This window comes from Stenotrophomonas sp. T8 (assembly GCF_051853085.1).
Lineage (GTDB): Bacteria > Pseudomonadota > Gammaproteobacteria > Xanthomonadales > Xanthomonadaceae > Stenotrophomonas > Stenotrophomonas sepilia.
On record NZ_CP195329.1, the window covers coordinates 2,591,130 to 2,611,129 of the forward strand.

Below are 20,000 nucleotides of genomic sequence, written 5' to 3' on the forward strand. Positions count from 1 at the left end.
TCGCCAGCTCCACATGCCGCCCCGCTAGAATGCGTGCATGACCGAATTCATCCCGCCCGGCACCCGCTTCCACGCCCTGCCTTCGCCGTTCCCGTTCAAGCGCGGTGGCGCCCTGCACGGCGCGCGCGTGGCCTACGAGACCTGGGGAACGCTGGCGGCCGATGCCAGCAATGCGATCCTGATCGTGACCGGCCTGTCCCCAGACGCGCATGCAGCGGCCAACGAGGCCAACCCGGCACCGGGCTGGTGGGAAGCGATGGTTGGCCCCGGCAAGCCGATCGATACCAACCGCTGGTTCGTGGTATGCGTGAATTCGCTGGGCAGCTGCAAGGGCTCGACCGGCCCCGCTTCGCTCAACCCGGCCAACGGTGAGCCCTACCGCCTGGACTTCCCCGAGCTGTCGATCGAAGACGGTGCCCGCGCCGCCGTCGACGTCGTGCGTGCACTCGGTATCGAGCGGCTGGCCTGCGTGGTCGGCAACTCGATGGGCGGCATGACGGCCCTTGCCATCCTGATGCTGCATCCGGGCATCGCGCGCAGCCACGTCAACATTTCCGGCAGCGCGCAGGCACTGCCGTTCTCGATCGCGATCCGCTCGCTGCAGCGCGAGGCAATCCGCCTTGACCCGCGCTGGAATGGCGGCCACTACGACGATGCCGAGTACCCCGAGTCCGGCATGCGCATGGCGCGCAAGCTGGGCGTGATCACCTACCGCTCGGCGCTGGAGTGGGATGGCCGCTTCGGCCGCGTGCGGCTGGATTCGGACCAGACCGACGACGATCCGTTCGGCCTGGAATTCCAGGTGGAAAGCTATCTGGAAGGCCACGCACGGCGCTTCGTGCGTTTCTTCGATCCCAACTGCTACCTGTACCTGAGCCGCTCGATGGACTGGTTCGACCTGGCCGAGTATGCCGACGGCAACGTGCTGGCCGGGCTTGCGAAGATCCGTGTGGAGAAGGCGCTGGCGATCGGCGCCAACACCGACATCCTGTTCCCCGTGCAGCAGCAGCAACAGATTGCCGATGGCCTGCGCGCCGGCGGTGCCGATGCGCACTTCATCGGCCTGGAATCGCCGCAGGGCCACGACGCCTTCCTCGTCGATTTCGAGCGTTTCGGCCCGGCCGTGCGCGGCTTCCTCGACGCGCTGTAAGTGGCGTGGCGGCGTAATCTCGCGCTGGCTGCCTTCGGCGCGTTGATCGCGCTGATGATCAGCGGCGTGCTGCCGCTGTGGCTGGGCGGCTGGTGCGTGCTGGCCAGCGCGGTGTCGTTCGGGCTCTATGGCCATGACAAGCGCGCGGCGCAGCGAAAGCAGTGGCGGATTCCCGAGCGCACCCTGCAGCTGCTGGCCTTTGCCGGTGGTTGGCCCGGCGCGCTGCTGGGCCAGGCGATGTTCCGCCACAAGCACCGCAAGGCCGCGTTCCAATGGGTGTTCTGGCTGTGCGTGCTGGCCAACGTGGCCTCGATCGCGGTACTGCTGCGCGAATTTTCGCGATAACCCTCGCCATCGGTAGTGCCGGCCGCTGGCCGGCAACCTCAGACGCTTCAATTGCCGGCCAGCGGCCGGCACTACCGGACCATCGTCACGATTCGCGGATCAACACCCCATCACGCAACCGGTACTGCGCATCGACCACGCCTTCGGGCAGGTCGTCGTGGGTGATCATCAACAGGCTGCGCCCGTCCAGCAACCCGGAGAGATCGTGCAGCAGCGCACGTGCGGTATCCACGTCCAACCCTTCGGTTGGTTCGTCCAGCAGCAGGATCGGCGCGTTGCGCAGCAGCGCCCGCGCCAGCGCCAGCCGTCGCGCCTGGCCGGCCGACATCGTCGCGCCGTTCTCGCCCACCCAGGCCTGCAGGCCACCGTTGCGCTCGGCCCAGTCGCCCAGGCGCACGCGACGGAGGACCGCCCACAAGGCGGCGTCGCTGGCATCGGGATCGCCCAGCCGCAGGTTTTCTGCCACGCTGCCGGCAAACACCGGTGCGTTCTGTGGCAGCCACGCCAGTTGCTGGTGCCACTCAGCCTGGGCGACGTCGCGCAGATCGCGGCCACCATAGGTGATTCGCCCCTGCTGCGGATCCCACAGCCGCAGCAGCAGGCTGGACAGCGTGGTCTTGCCACTGCCGCTGTCGCCGCGGATGGCGATGCGTTCGCCTGGCGCCAGGGTCAGCTGGAGGCCGGACAGCACCGGCCGCGCCGCGCCCGGCCACTGGAAATGCACATCGTCCCAATGCACGCGCGCGGCTTGCGGCACCGGCTGTGGCACTTGCGGATCGTCCACCGTCGGCGGTTGCTCGACGATCGCCTGCAGGCGATCTGCGGCAATGCGCCCGGACTGCAGCGACTGCCAGGCCAGGCCCATGCCGGCCCACAGTTCGATCAACGCCACGGTCAGGAACACGAGGCCCGCCGCCATCTCCGGCGCGATGCGCTGCTGTTCGGCGGCGTGCAGGGCCAACGCCAGCATCGCCACCAGGCCCAGCCCGGCCACCAGGCCGTGCAGGGTCGAGGCCGCGATCAGGCGCCAGCGACGGCGGCGGTCACGCGAGGCCAACTGCTTGGCTGCCACGCGCACCTTCAGCTGCCACGCGGCATCGGCATGCAGCGCGGCCAGATCTCCCGCCCCCTCCAACCCCTCAAAGGCCGCGGTGCGCAATGCGGCGCGATGTGCGGCGCGGTCGGCTTCTTCATCATCGTGGCCACGCACGCCCAGCCACGGCACACCGAAGGCGATCAGCAGCGCCAGCACCGCCAGCAGGACTGCCGCCGACGGCAGGATCAGCGCCGCCGATGCAACCGCCACCACCGACAGCGCACCCAGCGCCACCAGCGGCCCGATCGCACGTACCAGCAGGCCATCAACTTCGCCGATGTCGCCCAGCAGTCGCGCCAGCAACTCGCCGGTACGCGTAGCCCCCAGCCGTGCCGGCGCCAGTGGCAGCGCGCGGCGGAAGAACCAGACGCGCAGATCGCGGGCGATGCGCAGGGTGGCATCGTGGCCCACCAGCTTTTCGAAGTAGCGCGACACGATGCGCGCCATGGTCAAGCCACGGATACCCGCAGACGGCGAGAAGAAATTGAATCCCTGCCCCAGGCCTGCGGCACCGGCCAGCGCGGCCGCGGTGAGGAAACCACCGGACAGGCCCAGCAATGCAGTGCCGGCCAGCATCGTGGTCCACAACAACAGGATCGTCAGCAACAGGCGTGGACGATGACGCAGGAACACCGCGCGCAGCGAATCAGGTGAACGGCTCATGCGCGCACCGCCTGTGCCGGTTCTACCAGGCGGCCTTCCGGCAGCAGCAGGCAACGATCGGCCCAGGCGATCACCGCCGGGCTGTGGGTGGCGACCACCACGCTGCGGCCACGTGCATATGCGGCCAGGCTGCGCAGCAATGCCGCTTCGGTATCGGCATCCAGGAACGCGGTGGGTTCGTCCAGCAGCAGCACCTGCGGATCACGCAGCAGAAGGCGGGCCAGGCCGATGCGACGCGCCTCACCACCGGACAGGCCGAAGCCACGTTCGCCGATCACCGTATCCAGCCCCTGCGGCAGGCGCTGCGCAAACTGCAGTACCTGCGAAGCCTCGGCCACCGCGCGCAGGCGCGCATCGCTGGCGCCGGGATCGGCCAGGCGCAGGTTGTCGGCGATGCTGCCGTGGAACAGGTACGGACGCTGGCTGGCATAGGCCACCTGCACGCCGGGACGCACCTGCAGCTTGCCGGCACGCGGCGGCAGCCAACCGGCCAGCGCCTCCAGCAACGTACTCTTGCCGGACCCGCTGGGACCGACCAGGGCCAGGCGCTGGCCCGGTTCCAGCAGCACGTCCAGATCCTGCAGCACATCGTGCGGCGCGCCCAGCGGACGCAGCACCAGACCCTGTGCCCGCAGCGGCGGCAGCGCGGCCTCGGCCGGCTCCACCGCCAGCGGCGCAGCTTCGTTCTCGATCAGGCCCTGCTCATCGGGCAGCGACTGCAGCAGGCGCTCCACCTCGGCAGCGGCAGCCAGCGCATTGGCACGGTCGTGGTAGTGGGCGGCCAGCCGTCGCAGCGGCGCATAGAATTCCGGCGCCAGCAGCAGGCAGAACAGGCCCGCCCCCAGCGTCGGTACCGTTGCATGCAGCGACATCATGCCCAGATAGCTCAGCCCGAGGTACAGGGCGACCATCGCCACGCTGACCGAGGCGAAGAACTCCAGCACCGTGGACGACAGGAAAGCGATGCGCAGAACCTTCAGGGTGCGCACGCGCACGCCTTCGGCAGCCGCCTCGATCCCCTCCAGCTCAGCCTCGCCGCGGCCATACAGGCGCAGCAGGCCCAGGCCCTTGATGCGGTCGGCGAAATGGCCGCTCATCCGCGCCAGCTCACCCAGCTGCGCGCGGCCGGCCGCTTCGGCCCCCCAGCCCACCAGCATCATGAAGAACGGTACCAACGGTGCAGTGAACAGCAGGATCAGCGCCACCACCCAGTCGACCCAGGCTACGGCGGCCAGGATCAGCAGCGGCACCACCACTACTTCGGTGCGTACCGGCAGGAAACCGCTGTAATAGCTCTCGATCGCATCAGCGTGATGCAGCATCAGTTCGCCCAGTTCGCCGGTGCGGCGCTGGCGCAGCCACAGCGGCCCATGGCCGAGCAGGCGTCCGAACACGCGTTCACGCAGGGCCAACCGCGCGGCATCGGCCACATCACCGGCGGCGGCCTGGGTGGCGCTGCCCAGCAGTGTGCGCGCCACCAGGATCGCCGCCAGACCGCCCAGCACCGGCAACCCCGAGGCCAGCGGCGCACGCTCCACCAGCACCTGCTGCACCAGCCAGGCGATGGCGGCCGCCTGGCCGATCAACAGGGCACCGGACAGGCTGATGCACAGTGCCGCCAGCCGCTGGCGGCCTCGGGCAGGCCGCGCCAGATCGGCCAGCCACGCGCTGCGGGCGCGCCGCTGGCGGGTCGTCTCGGCGTCCTGGGACAGGGCGTCGGGGGTTGTTTCGGCAGCGCTCAAGGGTCTTCACGGGCGACGGGGGAGAAACGGCATTGTAGGCGCAGGCAATGGCCGGCCTCTGCGGCCAGCGGTCGCAGTCTTCATCGGGTTGGCATACGATCAACCGGGGCACCTGTTCATACATTGATCTGGATCAAGGCTGTTTGAAGTAGTCGGTCACATCATTCACGTCGTAGACCACCCTTCCCGCCACCTGCAACGGCACTATCCCACGAGGTAGCCAGGCCATGATTGATCAGACAGTCGTAGAACTGTCGCGGCTGCAATTCGCGCTGACCGCGATGTACCACTTCCTATTCGTACCGCTCACCCTCGGCCTGTCCTTCATGGTGGCCATCATGGAGAGCGTGTACGTGATGACCGGCAAGGAGATCTGGCGCAGGATGACCCTGTTCTGGGGCGTCCTGTTCGGCATCAACTTCGCCATGGGCGTCGCCACCGGCATCGTCATGGAATTCCAGTTCGGCATGAACTGGTCCTACTACAGCCACTACGTCGGTGACATCTTCGGTGCGCCGCTGGCGATCGAAGGCCTGATGGCGTTCTTCCTGGAAGCCACCTTCGTCGGCCTGTTCTTCTTCGGCTGGAATCGCCTGACCAAGGTCAAGCACCTGATGGTGACCTGGCTGATGGCGTTGGGCACCAACCTGTCGGCGATCTGGATCCTGGTGGCCAATGGCTGGATGCAGAACCCGACCGGTGCGGTGTTCAACCCGGAAACCATGCGCATGGAAGTGGTCGACTTCATGGCGGTGGTGTTCAACCCGGTGGCGCAGGCCAAGTTCGTGCACACCGTCAGCGCCGGCTACGTGACCGGTGCGGTGTTCGTGATGGCGATCAGTGCCCTGTTCCTGCTGCGCAACAAGCACAAGGACCTGGCCCGTCGTTCGTTCGCGGTGGCCGCAGCGTTCGGCCTGCTGTCATCGCTGTCGGTGGTGGTGCTGGGTGACGAGAGCGGTTACGCCGCCAGTGAACACCAGAAGATGAAGCTGGCCGCGATCGAAGCGATGTGGGAGACCGAGCGTGCGCCGGCCGACTTCACCGCCTTCGGCATCCCGAACCAGGACACCCACCAGAACGACTATGCGGTGAAGATCCCCTACCTGATGGGCCTGATCGCCACCCGTTCGTTGAACCAGCCGATTCCAGGCATCCTGGAACTGGTCGAGCGCGCCGAACACCGCGTGCGCGGCGGCCAGCTCGCCTACGGCGCGCTGGAACGCCTGCGTGCGAACAAGAACGACGTGGAAGCACGCGAGATGTTCGACCGCCACTGGCAGGACCTGGGCCACGGCCTGCTGCTCAAGCGCTACCGCGATGACATCCTCAACGCCACCCCGCAGGAGATCTCGCAGGCGGCGATGGATACCGTGCCGCGCGTGATGCCGCTGTTCTGGACCTTCCGCGTGATGGCCGGCCTGGGCTTCTACCTGATCGCCTTCTTCGCGCTGGCCTTCTACTACTCGTGCCGCAACAACTTCCAGGACAAGCGCTGGTTCCTCAAGCTGGCCCTGTGGACGCTGCCGGCACCGTGGATCGCGATCGAGTGCGGCTGGTTCGTGGCCGAGTATGGTCGCCAGCCGTGGGCGGTCGATGGCGTGCTGCCGACCTTCTATGCGGCATCGGGCCTGGCCCTGCATGAAATCGTGCTGACCCTGGCCGGCTTCACCGCGATCTACACCGCGCTGATCGTGGTCGAGATCAAGCTGATGCTCAAGGCGATCCGCAAGGGTCCGGACGAGTTGCTGCCTTCGCTGCAGTCGCCCCAGCCGCATGCTTCCCACAATGCCTCGGCGCCCGCCGCCGGCCAGGCCTGAGGCAGGAGAACCAAGATGGACTTCATTCTTCTGGACTACACCACGCTGCGCGTGATCTGGTGGCTGCTGCTCGGCATCCTGCTGATCGGTTTCGCCGTGATGGATGGTTTCGACCTGGGCGTGGGCACCCTGCTGCCCTTCGTCGCCCGCACTGATGCCGAACGCCGCCGGGTGATCAACACCATCGGCCCGGTCTGGGAAGGCAACCAGGTGTGGCTGATCCTGGGCGGTGGCGCGATCTTCGCCGCTTGGCCGCCGCTGTATGCGGTCAGCTTCTCTGGCTTCTACCTGGCGATGTTCGTGATCCTGTTCGCCCTGATCCTGCGTCCGGTCGGCTTCAAGTTCCGCAGCAAGATGCCCAGCGAACGCTGGCGCAACACCTGGGACTGGGCGCTGTTCATCGGTGGCTTCATTCCCGCACTGATCATGGGCGTAGCCGTGGGCAACGTGTTGTTGGGCGTTCCGTTCCATTTCGATGACAGCATGCGCATCTTCTACACCGGCTCGTTCTTCGGCCTGCTGATGCCCTTCGCGCTGCTGGCCGGCCTGCTCAGCGTGTCGATGCTGGTCGCCCACGGTGCGGCCATGCTGGTGATCAAGACCGACGGCCCGGTGGCCGATCGTGCGGCCCGCTTCGGCAGCATCGCGGCAATCATCGCCTTCGTGCTGTTCGCAGTGGGTGGCGCCTGGGTGGCCTTCGGCCTGCCGGGTTACCAGATCACCTCGCAGGTGGTTACCGATGGCGCCACCAATCCGCTTCTGAAGACCGCCGAACTCGGCGCCGCCGGTGGCTGGATGCGCAACTACAGCGCGATGCCGGCCACGATCCTGGCCCCGCTGCTCGGCCTGGCGGGCCTGCTGGCCAGTGCGGTGCTGCTGCGTGCCCGTCGTGGTGGCCTGGCCTTCATCGCCTCCGGTGCGGCCATCGCCGGCATCATCCTGACCGTCGGCTTCGCCATCTTCCCGTTCCTGCTGCCGTCCTCGAGCCAGCCCACCTCCAGCCTGACCGTGTGGGATGCCTCGTCCAGCCACCTGACCCTGTGGATCATGCTGCTGGCCACGGCGGTGTTCCTGCCGATCATCCTCGCCTACACCACCTGGGTGTACCGCGTGCTGAAGGGCAAGACCACCACCGAAGAGATGGGCAACAACCCGAACGCCTACTGATTGCCGGTGTGCCGGCCGACGGTCGGCACACCCTTGAACAAAGGAGATTGACCATGTGGTATTTCGCCTGGATTCTCGGTGCCGGCCTCGCCTCGACGGTGGCCATCCTCAACGGCATGTGGTTCGAAGCCCGCGAGCAGAACCGCATCGAGAACGAAAATCGTCGCTGAGCTGTAAAAAAACCTTGCCGCCCTGGCCTTCACACGGTATCTTAGGCGGCTCCTTCGGGGTGTAGCTCAGTCTGGTAGAGCGCTACGTTCGGGACGTAGAGGTCGCAGGTTCGAATCCTGTCTCCCCGACCACTCACGTGGTCGCATTGAAGCCTGGTGAAGTCATCCAGGCTTTTTTGTTCCCTGAGGTGGCACTGCTTCGGCGGTGTGAAGAAAACAGCATTCACCCCTTGCCGCCATCGGGGTGAATCGCTAGAATAGGCGGCTCCCTTCGGGGTGTAGCTCAGTCTGGTAGAGCGCTACGTTCGGGACGTAGAGGTCGCAGGTTCGAATCCTGTCTCCCCGACCACTTCGGTGGTCACCAAGAAGCCTGGAAGACATCACTGTCCTCCGGGTTTTTTTGTACCCCGCGCCAGGCCGCCCGCATGACGGGACCTTGCCGGAGCGCACACGTACAATGGCCGCGCTGCCGGCCCACCTGCTGCCCCCACCCCCACCTGCCGCTTCGGCGTAGACCGATGCCGGCGCTGCATGCCGTTGCTGCGGCGTGCGACACCTGCAAGGACCATCGATGAGTTCCTCCACTTCCGATTCGCCGTCGCTGCTGCACGGTCGCGTCCTCGCGTTTGCCGCGATCCTGCTGGCAGCAGTCAACCTGCGCACTGCGGTCACCTCGATCACCCCGCTGCTGGACGTGCTCGGCCAGCAGTTCGGCTTCGGCACCACCATGACCGGCGTGCTGGGCATGCTGCCGACCGCCTCGTTCGCGCTGTTCGGCGTGGCCACGCCGGCACTGGCGCGGCGCCTGGGCCTGGAACGCACCACACTGCTGGCGATGGCGATGGCGATGGCAGGCCTGCTGCTGCGCTCCAGCGCCGGCAACGTCGGCACGCTGCTGCTGGGCTCGGTAATCGCGCTGGCCGGCATGGGCATCGGCAACGTGGTGGTGCCGCCGCTGGTGAAGCGTTACTTCGCCAACAAGGTCGGCACCATGAGCACGCTCTACATCAGCGTGCTGCAGCTGGGCACGATGCTGCCGGCGCTACTGGCAGTACCGATGGCCAACGCTGCAGGCTGGCGCGTGTCGCTGGGCATGTGGGCGCTGCTTGCACTGGCCGCCGCGCTGCCGTGGCTGCTGCTGGCCAGGCGCGCACCGAAGCCGCTGGCCGACGCCGCCGATCCCACCGCGCAGCCGCACGGAAAGGTCTGGCGCACGTCGCTGGGCTGGAGCATGACGCTGATGTTCGGCATGACCTCGCTGATGACCTATTCGATGTTCACCTGGCTGCCGCGCATCGTGGTCGAGGCCGGTGGCACGCCCGCGTTCGGCGGCGTGATGGTGGCCGTGTTCTCGGCACTGGGCCTGCTGCCGTCACTGGTCATTCCGTCGATGGCGGTACGCATGCAGAACCCGTTCCCGCTGGTGCTGATCGGCTTCTTCTCGTTCGTGATCGCCTTCACCGGGCTGCTGCTGGCGCCGATGAAGGCGCCCCTGCTGTGGGCCTGCCTGCTCGGCGTCGGCCCGTCCACCTTCCCGCTGGCGCTGACCCTGATCAACCTGCGCACCCGCACCCCGGCCGGCTCGGCCGCGCTGTCGGGCTTCATGCAGGGCGTGGGCTACAGCTTCAGCTGCCTGGGCCCGTTCCTGGTCGGCTGGCTGCATACCGTCAGCAATGGCTGGACGCTCCCGTTCAGCTTCCTGTTCGGCTGCGCCACCCTGATGCTGTGCGCTTCGTGGGTCGCCTGCAAGCCCCGCAAGCTGGAAGATCTCTGGTAGCCCGGCCGGGGCCGCCAGACGGCCCCGCCTACCGCTCGTCAGACACCGGGCAATCTTGACGCCGGACTGACAATTGCGGGCGGATAGTGCCCACGAATGCCCTTCCTTGCCGCGTGCCGGCATCGGGCATGGGGGCGGCGGCGCCGCCCAGGCCACCACTCGGTGTGCGGGGGACTCTCGTTTCAGACAAGACATTGCAGGTCGCTGTCCGGGTTGTATCCGTCTTCAATGGGCGGGAATGCACGAAGGGAGTGACGCAGGCCACGGCCACGCCAAATACTGGCATGTGATTTGCGTCACATTTTCACAGGTTGTCTGGTTCGGAAGCCAAGGGGGTCCCCAATGGTCGTCCACCGCCGGCTGGCGCTCTGCGTCGGCCTCGCATGCACCGCTCTGGCCTGGGCCAGCGGCGCGGCTCCGACCGACCGCGACGCGGCCCTGGCCGAGATCGGCCGCTACCGCGACCAGGCCCGTTGGCTGGATGCGCTCGGCGCAATCGAGCGCGCCAGCCAGCAGCAGCCCAACGACGATCTGCTGTTCAAGCTGCGCGTGCTGACCCTGGGCGACATCGGCAATGCCTGGCGCGCCTGGGAGCTGTACCAGCAGCGGCCGCAGCTGTTCGACGACGCCCAGAAGCAGCGCCTGGAAGGCGACTACCTGGCCAAACTCGTGGTCTGGAGCCTGGCCTACAGCAGCAGCGAGGACAGCCGCCTGGAAGAAGCCGAGTCGACCCTGGCGCGCATGCAGCGCTACGTTGGCGGCGAAGGCACCCCACCCTCGCAGGCGCCACTGCGCATCCGCATGGACCGGCTGATCCTGCTCAACCGGCTGGGCCGCCATGTACAGGTGCGTGCGGAAGCACGAGCCCTGCAGGCCGAAGGCCACACCCTGCCCGACTACGTGCTGCCTGCCGTGGGCGATTCGTTGATGGGCACCCTGCACCCGGAAGAAGCCATTCCGGTACTGCAGGCGGCCGTCGCTGGCGATCCGGCGCGCGACGCCTCGCATTCGGAACTGGCCTACGCCTACCTGGAAAGCGAGCAGCAGGAAAAGGCGATCGACCTGCTGCAGGCATGGCGCGACAAGGAGCCGGCGTGGCGCTGGAGCAATGGCAAATCACCGTACGCGAACTGGTCACGCTACGAGGCCGATCTCAACCTGGCAATGGTGCGCGCTTACAGCGGCGACCTGGTCACTGCGCAGCACGATCTGGAGTCGATGGTGGACATCGCAGCCGGCAACGGAGGCCTGCAGAGTGCGCTGGGCAGCGTCTACATGATGCGCGGCTGGCCACGCAGGGCACTGCAGCGACAGCAGATGGCACACGCGCTGGACCCGCGTGACATCGAACCGCGGCTGGGCATGGAAGAGGCCTACGTCGCCCTGCAGCGCGACGACCTGGCGCGACCGCTGCACGATGACCTGGTCGCACGCTATCCCACCCAACCGGCCGTCGAACGCATGGACCAGGCCTGGCGTGCGCATCGCGGCTGGCAGCTGAAGGCATGGACCGACATCGGCCGCAGCTCCGGTGGCGGTGGCACCTCGCCACTGGGCAACAACGATCGCCACTACGGTGTGGAAGTGGAGACACCGATCCTTGATGACCGCTGGCGGTTGTTCGCCCTGGCCGACCGGCGCTCGACCGATTTCCAGGACCAGCGCATCGATCCCCTGTGGCTGGGTGCGGGCGTGCGCTACCGCTTCGGGCAGCTGGATGCGGAAGCGGCCGTCCTGCGCGCCAACGACCACATCGGCGATACCGGCCTGCGGGCCGGCGTCGGCTGGCAGTTCAACGATTACTGGCACGCCGGCCTGGTGGCCGCGCGCAATGATCCAGAAGCCTCGATGCAGGCGCGCGCGGCCGGCATCACCGCCGACAGCATGAGCGCACAGGTGGACTACCGGCGCAGCGAGCTCACCCACTGGACGTTCGGCGCCAGCCGCTTCCGCTATGACGATGGCAACCACCGCGAACTGTTCAGCACCCGCCTTGAACAGCGCCTGCTGACCCGCCCGCGCTGGCTGATCGATGGCCTCGCCAGTGCCTACACCAGTCGTGGCAGCCGCGACGATGCGCCCTACTTCAACCCGAAGCGCGACCGCATGGTCGAGATCGGGCTGCGCATCGACCAGCAGCTGTGGCGGCACTACGAACGCCACTTCCGCCACCGGCTGACGGTCTCGCTGGGCGACTACTGGCAGGACGGCTTCGGCAGTGCGCTGGTGCCGTCGGTGTCGTACATGCACGAATGGCAGCTGGGCCCGGGCCGCGTGTTCGAGTACGGCGTGCGCTGGTCGCGGCCGGTCTACGACGGCCACCGCGAGCGTCATATCGGCTTCGAAGCCGCACTGCGCTGGGGAGACTGACATGGCCTGCTTCCTGCGACTGATCGTGCTCCTGCTGCTGGCCATCACGCCACCGGCCTTGGCGCAGCAGGCCGCGCATCTCGATGCGATCGACAATGGCCTGCTGATCCTCAGCTACCACGACATCCGCGACCAGGTCGCGGCCAAGGGCGATGCCGATACCTATGCGGTGAGCACGCAGAACTTTGCCGCACACCTGGACTGGCTGGGCGCGCATGGCTATCACCCGGTCTCGCTGTCGCAGGTGATCGATGCCTCGCAGGGGCGGGCCACGCTGCCGCCCAAGCCTGTGCTGCTGACCTTCGATGACGGCCTGCGCAGCGTCTACGACAAGGCCTTCCCATTGCTGCAGGCCTACCGCTACCCGGCGCTGGTGGCGGTGATCACCGACTACGTGGACATGGCTCCGGGCCGCACCATCGACTACGGCTACCGGCCGTTCGGCCGCGATGACTTCGTCACCTGGGCGCAGCTGAAGCAGATGCACGACAGCGGCCTGATCGAAGTGGCCAGCCACACCGACGACCTGCACCACGGCGTGCTCGCCAATCCACAGGGCAATTCAACGCCCGCCGTGGTCACCCGCATCTACAGCCCGGCCACGCACAGGTACGAGACTGAAACGCAGTATGAGCAGCGCCTGCGCGCCGATCTCTCGCGCAGCGTGCAGCGCATCAAGCAGCACCTGGGCGTGCGCCCGCGCGCCATCGTCTGGCCATACGCCGCCTACAACCAGTTGAGCAACGACATCGCCGAACAGCTGGGCATGCCGGTGTCCTTCGATCTGGAGGGCCGCAGCACGCCGGTGGCCAGCGACCTGCATGGTCTGGCGCGCTTCCTGGTCAGCGACAACCCGACCGTGGAAGGGCTGGCCTACGAGCTGCGCCGCGATGTCGCGCTCGATGGCATCCGTGCCCTGCAGATCGACCTGGATGATGTCTACGACGCAGACCCGACGCAGCAGGCACGCAACCTCGATGCGCTGGTCGAACGGGTCAAGCGCATCGCGCCGACGCACGTCTACCTGCAGGCATTCGCCGATCCGGACGGCAACAACACTGCCGATGCGCTGTACTTCCCCAACCGTCACATGCCGATGCGGGCGGACCTGTTCAGCCGCGTCGCCTGGCAACTGAAATCCCGCGCCGGCGTGAAGGTCTACGCATGGCTGCCGGTGCTTGGCTTCGAGCTGCCCGACCTGGCGCAGCGCAAGGCGCTGGCGATCCGCAACGGCGATCCCGATGGCATGTACCGGTTGGACTTCACCAACCCGAAGGCCCGCCAGATCATGCTCGACATCTACGAGGACCTGGCGGTCAATTCCTACTTTGAAGGCCTGCTGTTCCATGACGACGGCTACCTGCGCGACACCGAGCTGCCGACACTGGCAGCCGGGGGCGATGGCAGCGCGCGCACGCAGGCGCTGATCAGCTTCACCCTGGCGCTGCGCGACAGCGCGCAACGCTGGCGCCCGAAACTGGCCACCGTGCGCAACCTGTACGCTGAGCCGGTGCTCCGCCCGCAGAGCGAGGCCTGGTTCGCGCAGCGCCTGGACCTGTTCAACAAGGCCTATGACCAGACCGCGCTGATGGCGATGCCGTGGATGGAAGGCAGCCAGCACCCCGAGCGCTGGCTGGACCAGCTGCTGGCCGCAGTACGCGCACATGACCCGCAGCTGCAGCACACCCTGTTCGAGCTGCAGACCGTCGATTGGCGCAACGGGCAACCGATTCCCGCCGAGCGCCTGCGCGCACAGATCCGCCAGTTGCAGGCGCAGGGCGTGCACCACTTCGCCTGGTACCCGGACGATTTCATCGCCGACCAGCCCTCCACCCGCGATGCCCGCGCGGCGATGTCCGCCGGCACCTTCCCGTACCCGGAGAAGTGACATGGACATGCATCCGCTGCTGCAGGTCCTGTTCCAGTTCGCCTTCTACTACCCGATGGTGATGGCGTTCTTCTGGATGTCCGGCGGCCTCTACTACTACTACCGGCGCGAACGCCACTCGCGGCCGCGCAACGACCCTCCATTGATGGTCGATCCGCCCTTCGCGAGCCTGCTGGTGCCCTGCCACAACGAGGCAGAGAACCTGGATGACACACTCACTGCGGCGCTGGCCCAGCGTTACCCCGCCGACTACGAAGTGATCGCCATCGATGATGGCAGCAGCGATGACACCGGCGCGCGGCTGGATGTGCTGGCGGCAAGGCACCCGCGGCTGCGCGTATTGCACCTGGACCGTAACCTGGGCAAGGCCAATGCGCTGCGCATGGGCGCACTGGCCGCTCGCTCGGAGTACCTGGTGTGCATCGACGGCGATGCAATGCTGGAGGAACATGCGCTGCACTGGATGGTCTGGCACCTGGTCAGCGGCAACCGGGTCGGTGCGGTCACCGGCAACCCGCGCATCCGCAACCGCTCCACCCTGCTCGGGCGCCTGCAGGTGGCCGAGTTTTCCTCGATCATCGGCATGATCAAGCGCGCGCAGCGCGTATACGGGCGCATCTTCACCATCTCCGGGGTGATCGCCGGCTTCCGCCGTACCGCCCTGCACCAGGTGGGCTGGTGGTCGGATGACATGGTGACCGAGGACATCGACATCAGCTGGCGCCTGCAGCGCGCGCACTGGGACATCCGCTACGAACCCAATGCGCTGTGCTTCATCCTGATGCCGGAGACCCTCAAGGGCCTGTGGCGGCAGCGCCTGCGCTGGGCCCAGGGCGGCGTGGAGGTGATGCTGCGTCACGCGCGCTCGCTGCTGCACTGGAAAGAGCGACGCATGTGGGGCGTGCTGCTGGAATACGTGCTGAGCGTGATCTGGGCCTACACCATGTTGTTCATCGTGCTGCTGTGGGCACTGGGCAAGTTCATCGAGCTGCCGCCGCAGCTGCATATCGCCAGCCTGCTGCCGCAGTGGCATGGCGTGATCCTGGCGCTGGTCTGCCTGCTGCAGTTCGCCAGCAGCCTGATCATCGACCGGCGTTACGAAACACAGATTGGACGCAACTATTTCTGGGTCATCTGGTACCCGATGGCGTACTGGCTGATCAGCCTTTCCACCACCCTGGTGGCGCTGCCGAAGACACTGCTGCGCCGTCGCAGCAAGCGCGCCACCTGGACCAGCCCTGACCGGGGGATCCGATGAACGCGCAACGCCCCTCCAACCGCTTCGACTCACGGATGATCCGCAAGCCACACCGCCAGCCGCGCTTCCAGCGCACCGCCTGGGGATTCGTCACCCTGGCGTTCTGGGGCTTCTACTTCTACCTGTGGGCGCCCCTGGTGACACTGTTCTCGTGGTTGGTTGGCGGCCAGCTGGCCTGGCAGCAGTTGTACGAACGGCAAAGCCAGTTCGATCCCTACGTGCTGGTGGCATTGCCGCTGATGCTGTTGTGCGCCAGCGTGCTGCTGATCGGTTGGGCCGAGTACAACCGTGCCCGCTTCCGTGGCCGCGAGCGCCGCCTGCCGCGGCCACTGGCCAGCCTCAACGAAGTAGCCGCCGATCTGGGTGCCAGCACCGGCCTGGCCGAACGCCTGATGAGCTGCAAGGCCGCCACGCTGCACATGGATGATCACGCACGCCCGGTCGGCATCCGCCGCGAGGTGGTGTAGCCCGACAGCCCGGTGGATGCCGGCCTTGGTCGGCACCGGGGTCTGCCGCGAAGAACATCCACGCATGGCGTGGATCCACTTATGTGCGCGTCTGCCCTTCGCCACGCACCACGAAACGTTCGACAGTGAGCGCTTCCAGACCCATCGGGCCATAGGCATGCAGGCGCGTGGTGGAAATGCCGATTTCGCTGCCCAGGCCCAGCTGGCCACCATCGGAGAAGCGCGATGAGGCATTGACCATCACCACCGCCGAGCGCAGCGCAGTAACGAAACGCTCGGCATGGCCGGCGTCTGCGGTCGCGATCACTTCGGTGTGATCGGAGGTATAGCGGCGGATGTGCGCGATGGCCGCATCGAGGTCGTCCACCACGCGCACGGCCAGCACAAGGTCGAGGAACTCGGCGGCGTAGTCCTCCTCGGTCGCCGCCGTGCTGCCCGGCAGCAGCGGCTGCGACTGCGCATCGGCGCGCAGCTGCACGCCACGCTGGCCGAGCGCCTGCGCCACGCGCGGCAGGAAGGAATCGGCTACGTCACGGTGTACCAGCAGTGTCTCCAGCGAATTGCAGGCGGCTGGCCGGCTGCACTTGCCATCCACCAGCAGGTCGATGGCCTTGCCCAGGTCGGCGCTGGCATCCACGAACAGATGACAGACACCCTTATAGTGCTTGATCACCGGCACCCGCGCATGCTCGGCAACGAAACGGATCAGGCCTTCGCCACCGCGCGGAATCGCCAGGTCGATCAGCTCATGCAGCTGCAGCAGTTCCAGCATCGCCTCGCGGCGCAGGTCAGTCAGCACGGTCACGGCGGCCGGCGGTACCCCGTTGGCCTTCAACGCACCGGCGAGTGCCTGCGCGATCGCGGTGTTGGAGTGAATTGCCTCGGAACCACCGCGCAGGATCACGCCGTTACCCGCCTTCAGGCACAGCGCCGCGGCTTCGGCGGTCACGTTCGGGCGCGCCTCGTAGATCATCGCGATCACGCCCAGCGGCACGCGCACCTTCTGCACGCGGATGCCGTTCGGGCGCACGTCATCGCGGGTGACCTCGCCGACAGGATCTGGCAATCCAGCCACTTCGCGCACGGCTTCGGCCATCGCGAACAGGCGCGGCGGGTCCAGTGCCAGACGATCGAGCATGGCGCTGCCCACGCCCTTCTCGCGCGCGGCGGCGAGGTCACGTGCATTGCCGGCCAGGATCAACCCTGCATTCACTTCCAGCGCCTGCGCCATCGCCAGCAGCAGCGTGCGTCGTGCCGCACTGTCCAGGCCGGCAACGATCTGCGCCGCATCACGGCAGGCACGCGCCTGCGCTTCGATCTCGCTCATCGGTGTGTCCTTCAATCCGGTCATGGCAGCACCAGGTCGTCGCGATGGACGACGCTGCCGCCGTAGTTGTAGCCGAGCACGGCCTGGATGTCGCGCGAATGGTGGCCGGCAATCCGGCGTACGTCGTCGGCAGCATACTGGCTGACGCCACGGGCCACGCAGACACGGCCCTGCGGCGCGTTCCAGCACACCTGTACCATATCGCCGCGGCGGAACACGCCCTCTGCACCGGTGATGCCACCGGGCAGCAGCGAGGCGCCCTTCTCGCGCATCGCCTGTGCCGCACCGGCATCGATGACGATCACGCCCTCGGCCAGCGGTGCATGCCGCAGCCAGTGCTTGCGGGCGGCCTCGCGGCTGCGTGCGGCATGGATGCGGGTGCCGAACAGGCGATCCTGCGCCAGCGCGCGCACCACGTCACCGCTGCGGCCATTGAACAGATAGGTTTCGATGCCCAGGCGCCCGGCCTTCGCCGCCGCCTCCAGCTTGGTCCTCATGCCGCCGGTACCGGCGCGCGAGCCGGCGCCGCCCGCCATCGCCAGCACCTCGTGACCCAGCTCCGGCACGTCGTGCAACGGCCGCGCATCGGCCACGGTGCGCGGGTCGGCGCTGTACAGGCCATCGATGTCGGTGGCGATGAACAGCGCATCGGCGTCGACCAGCGCCGCCACGGTGGCAGCCAGGTTGTCGTTGTCGCCGAGCTTGAGCTCATCCACCGACACGGTGTCGTTCTCGTTGACCACCGGCAATGCGCCCAGGCGCAACAGTTCACTCAACGTGGCGCGTGCATTGAGGTAGCGGCGGCGGTTGCGCAGGTCGTCGTGGGTCAGCAGCACCTGCGCCACCGGGCGCTCGAAGAAGCGCTGCCAGAGCCCGATCAGCTGTGCCTGGCCGAGCGCGGCCAGGGCCTGCCTCGCCGCCATCGCCGCGCCAGGCTCATCGGCCCGAGGCAGGATTGCGCGCCCGGCAGCGACCGCGCCGGAAGACACGATCACCACCTCGCGCCCGGCCAGGACATTGGCTGAGACGAACTGCGCCAGGCCCAGCGCGTGGCGTGGCGACAGGCCGCCGCCATCGGCTGCCAGCAGACTGCTGCCAACCTTGAGTACCGCACGCCGCCACGGCGGCAGCGCTTGTTCGGGGAACGGCGAGGCGACATGGGCAGCGTGCTGGATCATCGGTCAGGCTCTCAGCGGGTGTTCCATTCGTGCACGGTCAGGTCGGAGGCCTGCATCGTCACCAGCGGATCGGTGGCGACGATGGCCTGCGCCTGCGCCAGGCTGTCCACGTTGCACAGCACGTAGGCGCCACCGCTGCCATCGGCGAAGCCACCGGTCAGCTGCAGCTTGCCCTGCGCCTGCAACGCATCGAGGAAATCGCGATGCGGCTGCACCGCTGCATCGTTGAAGTCCGACCGGCGCATGGCCAACACCAGGTAGACCGTGCCCGCCATCAGGACAGCGCCTGCCAGCGCGCGCGCAGTTCGTCCAGGCGCAGGTCAGCGGCCGAGCCCGGCGATACACGCGCAGCCAGGCTGCCTTCCGGCGTGCGTCCCTGCCCTGCGCTGTCGGCACCGGCCGCAGCCGCCTTGTAGGCCTCGCGGAACGGCACACCGGCCACGGCCGCTTCCACCGCCACGTCGGTGGCATACATGCCCGAATCGATCGCCGCACGCAGCCTGTCGTCGCGCCATTCCAGGTTGGCCAGCAGCGCCGGCAGCAGCTCCAGCGCGGCCAGGCCACGGCCGAAGCCGTGGAAGATGGCACCCTTGGACGACTGCAGGTCGCGATGGTAGCCGGACGGCAGCGACAGCAGCTGCTCGATCTCGGTGCGCGCAGCGGCGACGCTGGCGTGGGTGGCGCGCATCAGCTCGATCACATCCGGATTGCGCTTGTTGGGCATGATCGAACTGCCGGTGGTGTACTGCGCCGGCAGCGCGACGAAGCCGAACTCGGCGCTGGTGAACAGCGACAGGTCCCACGCAATGCGGCGCAGGTCCAGCGTGGCGCCACCGAGCGCTTCCAGCGCGGCCAGCTCGAACTTGCCGCGCGACAGCTGCGCGTAGATCGGCGAGACCTGCATGCGCGCGAAGCCCAGCGCGGCGGTGGTGTGCTCGCGGTCCAGCGGCAGGTTCACGCCGTAGCCGGCGGCGGTGCCGAGCGGATTGGCATCGACCAGTGCATGGGTGTCACGGGCGCGGATGGCGTTGTCGATGAAGGCCTCGGCCCAGCCCGCCCACCACATGCCGGCCGAGGACACCACGGCACGCTGGATGTGGGTATAACCGGGAATCGGCAGGTCCTTCTCGGCCTGCGCGCGGTCCAGCGCGACCTTTGCCACTTCGGTGCTGAGCTGGGCAACGCGCTGCAGCTTCTCCTTCAGCCACAGGCGCGTGGCGACCAGGATCTGGTCGTTGCGGCTGCGGCCGGTGTGGATCTTGCGACCCGCATCACCAAGGCGTTCGGTCAGGCGCGCTTCGATCGCCGAGTGGCCATCCTCGTACTGCGTATCCAGCACGAAGCGGCCTTCGCGGAAGTCCTGCGCCAGGATCTCCAGTTCGCGCAGAAGTCCGGCAAGCTCATCGGCACTGAGGATGCCGATGTGCTGCAGGCCCTGCGCATGCGCGGCGCTGGCAGCGATGTCATGCAGGAAGAACTCGCGGTCGAGGATCACGTCGTCGCCGGCGAGGAAGGACTGGATCCGGGCGTCGACAGCGACGCCGGGCTTCTGCCAAAGAAGGTCTGCCATGGGGGCTCCGGAAGG

Annotated in this window: 16 protein-coding genes and 2 tRNA genes; 12 read left to right on the plus strand and 6 right to left on the minus strand. The window is 67.4% G+C overall.

Annotation, left to right across the window (positions count from 1 at the left end):
* Positions 1-37 precede the first annotated feature (37 nt).
* The gene (metX, locus tag ACSDHM_RS12180; RefSeq protein ID WP_072168381.1) at positions 38-1,150 is read left to right on the plus strand and encodes a homoserine O-acetyltransferase MetX; all 1,113 of its coding nucleotides are present in this window, start codon (positions 38-40) and stop codon (positions 1,148-1,150) included.
* Positions 1,151-1,495 carry a DUF1294 domain-containing protein gene (locus ACSDHM_RS12185; RefSeq protein WP_061478025.1) on the plus strand — a complete coding sequence of 115 codons (345 nt, stop codon included), beginning with the start codon at positions 1,151-1,153 and terminating at the stop codon, positions 1,493-1,495. It begins immediately after the preceding gene.
* An 85-nt stretch (positions 1,496-1,580) separates the two neighbouring features.
* On the opposite strand, the gene cydC is transcribed toward ACSDHM_RS12185, so the two are convergent.
* Positions 1,581-3,254 carry a thiol reductant ABC exporter subunit CydC gene (gene cydC, locus ACSDHM_RS12190; protein ID WP_334271383.1) on the minus strand — a complete coding sequence of 558 codons (1,674 nt, stop codon included), beginning with the start codon at positions 3,252-3,254 and terminating at the stop codon, positions 1,581-1,583.
* Complete coding sequence (cydD, locus tag ACSDHM_RS12195; protein ID WP_353080615.1) at positions 3,251-4,996, minus strand: thiol reductant ABC exporter subunit CydD; 1,746 nt, start codon at positions 4,994-4,996, stop codon at positions 3,251-3,253. The genes cydC and cydD overlap by 4 nt, the downstream gene beginning before the upstream one ends.
* Before the next feature lie 227 nt (positions 4,997-5,223).
* Here cydD and ACSDHM_RS12200 point away from each other — a divergent pair, with 227 nt between their 5' ends.
* The 10 genes from ACSDHM_RS12200 (at position 5,224) to pgaD (ending at position 15,910) form a co-directional block, all read left to right on the plus strand.
* Positions 5,224-6,813 (plus strand): cytochrome ubiquinol oxidase subunit I, encoded by a 1,590-nt coding sequence (locus tag ACSDHM_RS12200; protein WP_053501033.1) that lies wholly within the window; start codon positions 5,224-5,226, stop codon positions 6,811-6,813.
* Between the two features lie 15 nt (positions 6,814-6,828).
* The gene (cydB, locus tag ACSDHM_RS12205; RefSeq protein ID WP_069139781.1) at positions 6,829-7,980 is read left to right on the plus strand and encodes a cytochrome d ubiquinol oxidase subunit II; all 1,152 of its coding nucleotides are present in this window, start codon (positions 6,829-6,831) and stop codon (positions 7,978-7,980) included.
* 53 nt (positions 7,981-8,033) lie between these two features.
* A complete protein-coding gene (gene cydX, locus ACSDHM_RS12210) occupies positions 8,034-8,150 on the plus strand; it encodes a cytochrome bd-I oxidase subunit CydX (RefSeq protein WP_021204639.1) in 117 nt (38 codons plus the stop codon).
* Positions 8,151-8,205: 55 nt separating this feature from the next.
* Positions 8,206-8,282: transfer RNA gene (locus ACSDHM_RS12215), tRNA-Pro, on the plus strand.
* Positions 8,283-8,422: 140 nt separating this feature from the next.
* Positions 8,423-8,499 (plus strand) — tRNA-Pro (locus ACSDHM_RS12220).
* 222 nt (positions 8,500-8,721) lie between these two features.
* Positions 8,722-9,927: a CynX/NimT family MFS transporter gene (locus tag ACSDHM_RS12225; RefSeq protein ID WP_072168385.1), complete on the plus strand. Its 1,206-nt coding sequence runs from the start codon at positions 8,722-8,724 to the stop codon at positions 9,925-9,927.
* 342 nt (positions 9,928-10,269) lie between these two features.
* Positions 10,270-12,297, plus strand: coding sequence for a poly-beta-1,6 N-acetyl-D-glucosamine export porin PgaA (gene pgaA / locus ACSDHM_RS12230; protein WP_353762322.1), 2,028 nt, complete (start codon positions 10,270-10,272; stop codon positions 12,295-12,297).
* Position 12,298: 1 nt separating this feature from the next.
* Complete coding sequence (gene pgaB / locus ACSDHM_RS12235) at positions 12,299-14,185, plus strand: poly-beta-1,6-N-acetyl-D-glucosamine N-deacetylase PgaB (protein WP_072168387.1); 1,887 nt, start codon at positions 12,299-12,301, stop codon at positions 14,183-14,185.
* 1 nt (position 14,186) lies between these two features.
* Positions 14,187-15,443 (plus strand): poly-beta-1,6-N-acetyl-D-glucosamine synthase, encoded by a 1,257-nt coding sequence (gene pgaC / locus ACSDHM_RS12240; protein ID WP_061478032.1) that lies wholly within the window; start codon positions 14,187-14,189, stop codon positions 15,441-15,443.
* Positions 15,440-15,910 (plus strand): poly-beta-1,6-N-acetyl-D-glucosamine biosynthesis protein PgaD, encoded by a 471-nt coding sequence (gene pgaD, locus ACSDHM_RS12245; RefSeq protein ID WP_072168388.1) that lies wholly within the window; start codon positions 15,440-15,442, stop codon positions 15,908-15,910. The genes pgaC and pgaD overlap by 4 nt, the downstream gene beginning before the upstream one ends.
* Positions 15,911-15,989: 79 nt before the next feature.
* Here the strand turns inward: pgaD and ACSDHM_RS12250 are convergent, their stop codons facing one another.
* The 4 genes from ACSDHM_RS12250 to argH are packed head-to-tail and all read right to left on the minus strand — an operon-like array spanning position 15,990 to position 19,985.
* Positions 15,990-17,261, minus strand: coding sequence for a glutamate-5-semialdehyde dehydrogenase (locus tag ACSDHM_RS12250; protein WP_072168389.1), 1,272 nt, complete (start codon positions 17,259-17,261; stop codon positions 15,990-15,992).
* Positions 17,258-18,415, minus strand: a complete 1,158-nt coding sequence (gene proB, locus ACSDHM_RS12255; protein ID WP_072168390.1) for a glutamate 5-kinase — start codon at positions 18,413-18,415, stop codon at positions 17,258-17,260. Before proB ends, ACSDHM_RS12250 begins: the two co-directional genes overlap by 4 nt.
* Before the next feature lie 11 nt (positions 18,416-18,426).
* A complete protein-coding gene (locus ACSDHM_RS12260; RefSeq protein WP_072168391.1) occupies positions 18,427-18,690 on the minus strand; it encodes a YciI family protein in 264 nt (87 codons plus the stop codon).
* The gene (gene argH / locus ACSDHM_RS12265; RefSeq protein ID WP_439426302.1) at positions 18,690-19,985 is read right to left on the minus strand and encodes an argininosuccinate lyase; all 1,296 of its coding nucleotides are present in this window, start codon (positions 19,983-19,985) and stop codon (positions 18,690-18,692) included. The genes ACSDHM_RS12260 and argH overlap by 1 nt, the downstream gene beginning before the upstream one ends.
* Positions 19,986-20,000 lie beyond the last annotated feature (15 nt).